A 9,889-nucleotide genomic window follows, 5' to 3' on the forward strand; every position below is an offset into this window, starting at 1 on the left:
GCTGTTCGTTGGGGCGGGAGTGTTGGGGATGCTGGTTTTGATGTTGTTGATTCCGCATGGCCGCAAGATGGTTCAACAAGCGCAGCACTAGTCTGCATGCATTCGGTCAGGGCCCCGCTTGAGCTCTGATATGACGAGATTCGCAGAGTCGTGACCTGAGTTTGGGCCGCATGCCTTGCGTGAGATATGTTCGTATAGCGCTTTGAGATACGTCCTGACGGGCCTGCCTAGGCTAAACGGACAACTGATTCAACAAGGATGTTTCATGAATAACCGATTGATCCTCTCTCTTCTCCTGCTTGCCACCCTGGAAATTCGGCTGGCTCGCTACTGTCGCGGCACACCACTGACCGCGCTGCGCAAACAGAGCTCGGCTGCATGTTGAAGATCAGGATCGGCGAACGCTGGGGCCGACTGACGTCCAGCGGCAGCGGCACATTCATGCTGGTACTGCTGATAATGACGGCGATAAGCATGAGTTTCTTGTGGCTGGCCTTTGAGCCAGCGCGTGACGCCGGTGGCTGCGTTACTCAGGCCGCTCGCGGCATGCGCGGAACGCGGGTCTGCGATCAGGGGAGCGTCAACAGGCATGTGCTGTTAAGCCTGATTATCGGCATACTCTTTGGCTATCTCGCTTTGCGCATGCTCTGGCTCGCAGGTTGTGAATTTTTCAGGCCGCTGCCAGAGGAGCCGCTGAATGCCGTGCTGCAATTGCTGCTGAACCTTGAGTATGTGGAGGTTCTGAACAGAACCGAGCTGGCCGATGGCCTCCAGCTCGATCTACTGCGGCTGGATCGCAACGGTACACCCGATGCAGCTTTCCGCCTTCGCATGCTCGGCTTGCAGCAACACAGCTTCTACTCCAAGGACAGTCGTCCGCGCGACCTGTTACTGCTGCTGAAGACTGGCCGTCGGATGAGCTTTTCCCCAGCCACGCGCCTGGCCCACCCGCAGCATGCTCATATAGACGCGAGCATCTATGGGCCAAGTTTTCTGGACGGTCAGCTTACGCTGAAGGCTGCCAGCCACCGGCTCGAACGTCTGAAGTTGCCGATTGGCAATGAGCAGGTGGGTGCGTAGGCGCCATCAGGAGGTCGGCCAAGGCCTTGTGTTGACGCATGTTCGGCATGAAGCCACTCCTAAGGAGCTTGTTTCGCACCTCTGCAAATATCTCGATGATGGAGCGTTACAGGTCGTACGGGCAGAAGGTTCCAATGGGACTGAACTTCGCCATCTAGGCTGGGTTATGCCCGTCGGCAACTTTGTGCTCTCTACCCTTTACACCTCTCCGCGTAGACGCCTCTCTCGCTCTTCGCGTTGTTCACGTCTTCTTGCTGGGCTGAAGGGCGGATCGCCAATGGTAATCATCGGCGGTATGCGAATGTGTTGTGCCGCAGGCAGTTGAGCAACTCTGCTCAAAACGGAATACACCGACTCCGCACTGCGTTTGGTGTTGATCTGCAGGTGAGGCTTTTCGCCGTATGGCACTTTCATTTTGATGATGTACTTACGAACCCATGTGGTGCCGTATCGGCCCATATCTCGATAATGGTCACGAGTCACCAGTTCCGTGATCTCCCGGTAAGGAACGAAAATACTGGCATGGGCCGTCAGGTCTTGCGCATGGCCGATGGCCAGATGAAGCCCCTCAGCGTCGAAGTGGGCCTCGTAGGTGGTGTCGGGAAATATCCAGTTCGCGATTACCAACGCAATGATCGGATATCCCCCCAACAGGCAGAACAATGTGACCGTAAGCCCTGCTACGTCGACGTGGAGTGACGCGATAAAAGCCGGAAGAAGTACTAACCATCCCCATCTCAGCACATGCGTCATGAACGTGGCAGAGTGGCGTTCGATCATTGAAACGCTGTCAGTGTCATCGACGGTAAAAATGCTATCCGGGAAAACCTTTATCAGTGCATTCATAGTGCTATGTGGCCGTGCAAGGGAGAGGCCTAAAAACGGTGTAACCACACTGGTTGTGACACTGAATTAGGTGGTCTCTTGCGGTGCGGTGTTCGCTCGCCTATGCCTTTTGCAGGCCAGTTTGCGGGGCGTTACCCGCTGCTTGGTTGATGAGCGTATTGGCTTCCGTCAGAAAATTCTCTGTGAGAGATACATTGCTCAGAAAGAAGCGTTGATTGTCTTCCTTCATGTCGATCGTCAGCGACTTGAAGAATGGATTGCGTCGAACGCGGATCTTCTTGATATCACTGGCACGAAGCCGTTCGTTGCGACGGTAGGATTCGGATTCGTCAGTGTATCGAATTCCCTCGGCTGTCAAGGAGACGCATACATATTGGTCGCGTCGTGCGAGTGAAGCAGCAATGAATAGAATGACATTCACGGTAATGGATAACCCGATGGGCCAGCCGGCTAGATAAGCGCCCAGATTAGTTAAGGGAAAGAAGATAAGCGCGAGTAGGATGCTCGTTGTCGTTGTGCTGAACATAGCCCAGGACATGACGCTGAGGTATTGTGCAGGGTTCCAAGTTGCTTGTGGCATGATTCTTCCTTGTGATGATATTGGTTGTAGGCAAGAATTTTGTGTCTGTTTGTCGTACTTCTGCTGTTAGAAGAGCTTGCACCATTTTGCGTGCATGAGGCATCTGCAAGGGAAGTAAGCAGTCGCTCTGTGAAGAGAGCAAAATAGTAGTGCCGGATTTTGAAACTAGAGTGGCAGTACCGAGGTGCTCTTTTCTTTTAGTGGGAGTCCTTTTGGTCGTTCGCGGATGAGAATGATGTGTCTATCGAAGTTGCGTTGATCCGGAAAATATAGAACGGCCAGTCCACATATTCATTTGCGTGCGGGCTGATTCCAAGGAAGAGCCTGTAAGAGTTTTTTCAAGGCACTGCTCATAAGCGATCATTGCTCGATTTTGGCACCTGCCAAGGTGGAGCATTTTATCTTTCTGAAGCCCGCTCTGCCTCTGCTACAGTCGCGACTAGAGTACATTCTTTAGGTGGTTATTAGTAGATGTCAAATGACTCATTGATTGGTTGTAGATCAGGGCGTTTTCGATTTATTTCTCTTAGAGCGGCGGCTAGCTGTTGCTTTTTGCAGAATAAGAACAGTGTGCCTTTGTCCATAGCCTGAAAGTGTGTGTTGAAGTAATCGAAGTGCAGTCCTATGACTGGGCGGCTTGAATGAATAGAGATTTTTTTATATCGTGCCCACTCATGGGTACGATGATGATACTCGGTATGCATTTCTTGGAATTTGCTGGAGTTAGCCAGCCCTAGATAAAGTAGCCCTATGCCGCCAGGCCCGGCGAGTGCGACCCAAAAGGTCGATGGGTCCAGTGCGACAATGAATAGAACGGCGATAGCGGCAATAGCCGTAAGCCATTTCAAAGTGATTATCCAGCCTTTACCTGGCGCTTTCCACTCGCAGACCTCTATGCCCGTTTCGGTCAGGCGATAAGCAAATTTTGTTTTTTGATGAGTTGTGCCGTAAATGGCCGCCATGGTTAATATGTAAAATGGTATTCCTATTGCTATGGACTTTGAAGAGTTAGGGTTAAATATCTCGCCCATCCACCCAAATAATATAGTGGTGAATAGAAAGAGGAAAATAAACATGGAGTTTGCGACGGTCGTATTATAAGACCTTGCCTTGATTTTCCACTCCAGCAACGCATGCTGATTAGTGTGCTTCCACTGATGGTGGTCTGGAAGTTCGATGGACTGGCTCCAGGGGAGAGCCTGGGTAAATTTGTTCAAGGTACTGCTCATAAGCAATAAGCGTGTGGCATGCCAACACCAAGGCTGAGATATACATCATTTACTGCGCCTACCGCATGGGCGTAGTCATGGGGAGGCTCACCCGTTGGTAGTGGCAGTGGCGCCAGGTAGCTAACCCGTCCGCCTGGAAAGCCCTGGCTATCCCCTGCCTTGTGTGGTCTATCCAGGCCGGGTGTGGCGGCAAAGGTGTCAGAGGTATTGCACATGCTGGGCCATCAGGTTGGGGCGGCTGAGTGCATCGAGCTGGTTGATACGATCCTGCATCGCCAGTATCGCGGCCTTGAAGGTGCGGTCGTCCATATCACGCCAGTAGCGCTCGGGGCGGCCGGTGCGGCGGTCGTGCTCGGCGGTGGTGGGGTCAAGGTGACGGAACTCCTCTAACACAGGGATATCCGGCAACGGCTTGCTGATATCCATATAGTTCTGCCACATGTCCCACAGGGCCAGACTGTTTTTGTCGGAGCTTTGTCGGCCGATCAGGGGCATGAAGTCGATGGCCACCGGTTGGTAGCGATGCACCAGATGCAGGGAGTAGAGCGGCATGCCCTGGCGCGTGGGCAGCATATGGACATAGGCGTCGAACTCATGGAAGGGACGGATAAAGTCCCCGTCATAACCCTGCTCCTTGAACTGCCCTGGCTTGCGGGCGAAGACGGTGACCATGCCGGTTTGACGATTGAGTTCCCAGAGAGGGCCTTTGGAGGGGGTGATTATGAAAGTCCTTGGAAGGTAAAAGAATGCAATATGTGCAGCTAACCATGCCGTCAACGATGGGATTGCAACCCATAACCACATATCAAAGGTGCTTTCCAATTGATGTAGCCAGGGTGACTGGTCTACGGGTAGAAGCAATAGAAATCCAACTGCTAATAAACCAGTCCATATTAAAAAAAATCCTTTACCAATACTTCCTATAAAAATCCACAGCTGAGTCCATGCAGAAGCGCGTGCTTGACGATACCGAATATGGTCACAGGCGTTATGGAACTTTTCCTGTTTGCGGGCACGGCTACCTGGGTTTCTACTTTCTTCTTCTTCCTCCTCACGAAGCTCGGCTGGTGAGTCGTCTTCGATAAAGGTCAACGGCGCGACTTCCTGTGTATTGCCCCAGGGCAGGCGCATGCAGAGGCGTCCAGCATGGTCACTGACTTGTGCTGCTTGTTCCGGGAGTTGCCGTGAGTCATGGGCCGTGGCGGCGTATAGGGTGTTCTGGTTGTCCATCTCGGGCATTTTTCAAGGCCTGTTGTTGTGCTCGTCGGCCCAGAAGGCCTTACCGACATTGCGATAATCCGGTTTAGCGTGGTTTTTAGAATCATAACGCAGCGGGTCTACAGGCAACGGGGCAGGGAATACCCATTGGCGTTGGCCGTCGTCGACCTGCAATTGGGCGCGTACGGCCCAGTCATAGCGATAGGGAGCGCTGCGGGCCACGGTCGGCTGTTCCATATAAAGCTCTACTCCGCCCGGAACCTGGCGCTGGGCGACGAAACTGGGCGGGGTCTGAGCCCCTGTTGATTGGCTGCCCCCCAGATTGAAGTTTTGTCCAGGGGGCAACTCCACCTCTATGCTGCTTTGCTCTGCCAGCAGCGGATGGCCTGCTGTGGGTGTGTCGAAACGTAGAAGGCGCAGCCAGGTGCCGCCGCGCAATTGGCTGCGCCCCAGAGAGCTCACCAGGCCAGGCAGGTTGCTTTCTATGCTGATACGGATATTGGCTCTGCGCATGCTGTAGAACCAGGCTCGTTCTTCCGGGTCGCTGCCTGGGTGGCCCTGCAAGGCCTCGGCATGGTGTGGGTTGGCCTCGACGCGGATATGGATGCCGGCCAGCAGACTGACCAGGCGGTAGAAGGCCTCCTGCGGATCCTGCAGGTGGGCAGGACGCTTGCTACCGACCAGGCGAGACATCAGGCCTTGGTCTGCCTGGCCATAGGGGCCGAGCTTGAGCCATTCCTCCAGAGGTGTGTCGTCCAGCCACCACACCAGAGCAGCGCCGGCGAGTACCAGCGCCAGGCCTATGGCGGTGGCCCAGCCGGCCGGCCCCAGGGCCAACAGGGGAGCGCCTGCGGCGGGGCCGGCCATGAAGGTGGCAGCGAATATGGAGACACCACCGAGCGCCATGACCGCATACCCCCAGCCGGCCTCATCGCCGAGGGCGAATTCATGCATGGCGTCACTGACGCTCAGCGCGGCAAAAAGGAAAGCTGTACCAGCGTTGAGTAGAACCCGTCCGGTAAGGTGGGTGGCGAATATCCTGCCTTGACTTCCTGGTATCTTCCACAGCTTGTGATCCAATGCCTTAGCAACGCTATCCATGCCACGGGTAAAGATGGTGGCTTGGCGGTAGGTGCGGATATCGTGGGCAATTCGTTCAGAGAGAATCTCTAAGGCAAGAGCGAAATCATATATAGCGCCTATGTATCCCAAACGCGCTCTGTTACCGCCACGAGTTCTTTCAACTGACTCGAAGGAAGCTATCTCTGCCTTCACATTCCACACCTCAACCATTGTCAACAATGCCGGCATGATGGGCGTGCTAAGCAGTCGATAGATGCCGCGTCGTGCTTCGCTGGCCTGGTTGAGGTGAGGAGACGCCTTCGCCTGGTCGTAAGCGGCCTGTTGTTCCACGAGGCGCAACTGGGCCTGATACTGTTCCCTCAGTCTTCGTTTTACGGCCTGCATGCGTGCGGCAGTGGCATGTTGTTTGGACATCACCATCCGGTAAACGTCGAGTTTCTGCAGTGGCATGCCCGCTTGCCGTGCAGTATCGATATTAGTGGTGGCGATGGGATTGCCGTGCCCGTCGAACAGGCTTCCGGTCATGCGGATGGCTTGCTGTTGAGTCATTTCCTCGCCTAGCAGATCAACGGGAAACGTATAGTGCTCGCGCTCATTGACCCGGCCGCTGCGTTCAAAGTGAAGGTCACCGAGCGTTTCTGGCAGTGATCCTCGGATCATGCCCATGACCTGGTTGTATGCGCTGGGGTCTATGTACAGTGCCAGATGCGCTAATCGACTTCTACTTGCCGTATGCCGTTGAATTCGCGAGGTACGTTGGTTCTGTTTGTCGACCTCGGCCTGTTGCTGGTCGCGATTCTGACGCGCCTGCGCAAGGCTGGCCTCGGCACGTAGAACATCGTCCATCACGGCCCAGAAGTTACCCAGAACGGTCATCGTGGCTGCCACCGTTTTCTCAACGCTGAGCAAGGTCTTGAAATCACCACGCTCGGCACCCGCCACCAATAGTCTAGCCTCCAGTAACTCAAGCTTCTGCAGGTCTGGCAACGTGGAACGCTCCAGGGCCGCCAAGGCTTGTGGACGGAAGCGGCCGTCACCGAGGTTTTGTTCGGGGGTAGTGGGTGCCACATAGGGGGCGAAGCAGGCTTGTGGCTCGACTTCGGGCCAGAGCATGGCATGTAGCGGGTTGCTCTTGTTTCTGACGAGACCCATCAACAGGCGCTCTGCTTTGCCTGCTGCCGGACGGCCTAGAGTGAAATTCAGTGGGTCGTTGAATGGCTTGGCCAGCGTTGTCATGCATTGGCCGGTAATGGCAAAGGCGCCGAGGTAGTCGAAACCTTCCAGGCAAAACAAATCGCCGAGCGTCTGCTGGGTTTGGTGACTCTTCATACACGTGGTCAGACACTCGCGAGCTTTGCGATGGTACCGCTCGATGTCTCCTTTCAGCGGGGTGCCGAGGTCATGCTGGACTCGCTGTCGCCCTTCGCTGTCCAGGTTTTCCGCGAATTGATTTAAAGGGTTTTTCTGGCCGTCGATATGTGTCGGCAGAATGAAGTTGCTGACCAGCATCGCGCTGGCGTGATGAGGCTGCTGGGTGGCTAGTTCTGCTGCCAAGTGCACACGTTGCTGAGCGGCATCCATACGTCCGCTCAACTGACGTAGACGATAAAGATCGTCCTCGACCATCACTGCTGCGATTTGCCGGGTTCGGGCATCGGCAAGCATGTCGGCTGATGCCGGTAGTGATTGCCAGGCCTTTTCGGCTTCGACCAACTGTTGTTCCGGTGAGGGGGCGTTGGCTGACGCCGAACTCTTCTGTGGCGCGGCTGCGCGCTGCGGAAGCAGTTCACGCTCCATGCACAGGTTGAGTGCATCCATTTCAGGTGCGCTGCGTGGGTTGGGTGTCTGGCCTGTTTTGTAGCGATCGAGAAAGGCACGTGCCCGACTATGACAAGTGGCAGGGTATTCCCCACTTAAATCATGCAGGTATTCGGCTGGGTGGTCGAACTGCAGTTCATGCGGGGCTGCGCGAGGACGTTGAGGCTTGGCCAGGCTCAAGGGGAACAACCGGTTGGCCAGGTTGTGACGGCTTGCTTCGGCATTCACCGCAGCTTGTGCGGCCGCCGGGTTATTCAGGATCGCGCTGGCGATTATGCCTCTTGCCAAGGCTCGGTTGTCCGGGCCGTTAGCGAGGCGTCTGAACTCCTGCGCAGATATCTGAGTGTCGATACTCTGGCAGCGCTGGGCACGCAACGAGGCATCCTGTTCGAGGCGCTGGAGGCGCGGTGCAGGGAGCTGGACTTCGGCATAGGCCAGTTGTAGGTCATCGACTTTTCGATTGTTCCAGCGAGCCGGTAGCCAGACTTCTTTCAGGCCCTTACCGCGTGCTGTGCGCGAGCCTGAGCTGAAACCATCTTGTTTTCGGACCGCGCGTAGATCAATGTCGTGATAGGTCGTCGTGCCATCTTCTGCCTGACGAATTTCCAGTTCTCGCCAGAGCTTGCCTTGGTAGAACACGTAGAGATAGCCCGGTCTGCCCAGTACGGGAACCCCTTGATCTCTATCATTATCTACACCGCGTATGGGGGTCATGGGGATGATGGGGACGACCTGGTTCCACTGTCTGTCTTCCTGCCTGGGCGTACTCTTGGCGTCATCCAGCAGAGGCAGGCGAATGGGGTTTCCACTTTCCGTTTCGATTTCCAGGCACAAAGTCCGCTTGGGCTGGCCCTCCCAGTCCCACACATGCAGCACGCTGCTGAAGCTGTCGCTGCTCTGGATCTCCGGTTTGTCTTGCTGAGTCAGACTGGTCAGTGGCGCATTCTTTTCATCGCAGATCACCAGCTTCTGGGTAGTCGGGTGATCCTTGCCCACTACCTGGACGATGAGCTTGCCAGCTTCGCAGGCGGCGCCTTTGCTCAGTGCGCATACGTTGTTGCTCATACGCTGCTTTCCTTGTCGGTCGTATTCTGGGTCAGGTGTCTGGCGAGAGCGTCAAGGCGCTCCTGATTGGTGCCGGGCGGGAGTACGTCTGGCGACGTAGCGTGTGGGCTGGCATGCCGCAGGTCGAGGTAGGTGTGTAGCGACTCAGCTGTCACAAAGCCGGCCTGCATACCCGCATTCAGGTAGTCCCAGGCCCTTTTGAAGGCAATGCCACTCTGGCGTTCCCACCACTGGTAAAGAAAGTGCTCGCCCTGTTGACGTTGCAGCGCTTGTTCCTGTCTGGGGGGCAGATGCAGTTCATGCGTGGTGGTTCCGGAGTGCCATTCCTGTGCCTGCCGGTTTTCGATGTGCTGCCAGGCTTCGCGGCCGTCGGCGCGGTCGTGCCAGGTGCCGCCATACCAGGTCAGCCGCTGTATCGGGCCGAGCCACAGGGGGCGTGTTTCCTCATCATTGGCAGGGAAGAAGTAACTGGCGGTACGTGGCCTAGAGTAGCGTAGTACGCCGCGGCGCTCCTGATCGAAGCGGATGAACAGGATATGACGCAGGTGGGCCAACAGGCCTTCGGTTGGTCCCGTGATTTCAAGCTGCAGGCCGGGCCAGGAGGCCGGTTCATTCTGCACGGCAGCAAGCAGTGAGGGATTGGCCTGTGCATCGATCAGCAGGGGGCTTTCTTCCTCGCAAGCGGCCAGTTCTGTGCCGTCGAACAGGCGTATAGGATCCGGGTTCTCGCCAAGTCGATACAGGTCGGGCAGCAAATGTTCCGTGCGCTCCAGCAACAGCCAATGCCCTGTGCTCATACGCTGGCTCCAGCAGTCATGGCCTTACGGCAGGGACAGTCGGATAGCGGGCATTGCATAGGGGTTCCACCCTTGGGTTTCTGACAGAGCTCGACGATGGGCAACTCTTCACGCAGGCGCTGCTTGAGCAATGCTCCCGGCACATCCGCATCCGCCGGCCTCACCGCGCCAGG

Annotated in this window: 8 protein-coding genes; 1 reads left to right on the top strand and 7 read right to left on the bottom strand. The window is 55.9% G+C overall.

Going from position 1 to position 9,889, the window contains the following annotated elements; genetic code table 11:
* Positions 1 to 378 precede the first annotated feature (378 nt).
* Positions 379 to 1,080, top strand: a complete 702-nt coding sequence (locus tag J0A65_RS20385; protein WP_206596183.1) for a hypothetical protein — start codon at positions 379 to 381, stop codon at positions 1,078 to 1,080.
* Between the two features lie 198 nt (positions 1,081 to 1,278).
* On the opposite strand, the gene J0A65_RS20390 is transcribed toward J0A65_RS20385, so the two are convergent.
* From J0A65_RS20390 to J0A65_RS20420, 7 genes are all read right to left on the bottom strand, one after another.
* Entirely contained in the window at positions 1,279 to 1,926 is a 648-nt protein-coding gene (locus J0A65_RS20390) for a hypothetical protein (protein ID WP_206596184.1), read from the bottom strand.
* Between the two features lie 100 nt (positions 1,927 to 2,026).
* The gene (locus J0A65_RS20395; RefSeq protein ID WP_206596185.1) at positions 2,027 to 2,506 is read right to left on the bottom strand and encodes a hypothetical protein; all 480 of its coding nucleotides are present in this window, start codon (positions 2,504 to 2,506) and stop codon (positions 2,027 to 2,029) included.
* Positions 2,507 to 2,970: 464 nt separating this feature from the next.
* Positions 2,971 to 3,723 (bottom strand): hypothetical protein, encoded by a 753-nt coding sequence (locus tag J0A65_RS20400; protein WP_206596186.1) that lies wholly within the window; start codon positions 3,721 to 3,723, stop codon positions 2,971 to 2,973.
* Between the two features lie 8 nt (positions 3,724 to 3,731).
* On the bottom strand, positions 3,732 to 3,950 hold the full coding sequence (locus J0A65_RS20405) for a hypothetical protein (protein ID WP_206596187.1): 219 nt from the start codon (positions 3,948 to 3,950) through the stop codon (positions 3,732 to 3,734).
* The gene (locus tag J0A65_RS20410) at positions 3,934 to 4,974 is read right to left on the bottom strand and encodes a hypothetical protein (RefSeq protein WP_206596188.1); all 1,041 of its coding nucleotides are present in this window, start codon (positions 4,972 to 4,974) and stop codon (positions 3,934 to 3,936) included. The genes J0A65_RS20405 and J0A65_RS20410 overlap by 17 nt, the downstream gene beginning before the upstream one ends.
* Positions 4,975 to 4,977: 3 nt before the next feature.
* Complete coding sequence (locus J0A65_RS20415; RefSeq protein ID WP_206596189.1) at positions 4,978 to 8,919, bottom strand: toxin VasX; 3,942 nt, start codon at positions 8,917 to 8,919, stop codon at positions 4,978 to 4,980.
* Entirely contained in the window at positions 8,916 to 9,716 is an 801-nt protein-coding gene (locus J0A65_RS20420; RefSeq protein ID WP_206596190.1) for a DUF4123 domain-containing protein, read from the bottom strand. Before J0A65_RS20420 ends, J0A65_RS20415 begins: the two co-directional genes overlap by 4 nt.
* Positions 9,717 to 9,889 lie beyond the last annotated feature (173 nt).

The organism is Bowmanella yangjiangensis (assembly GCF_017255015.1).
Lineage (GTDB): Bacteria > Pseudomonadota > Gammaproteobacteria > Enterobacterales > Alteromonadaceae > Bowmanella > Bowmanella yangjiangensis.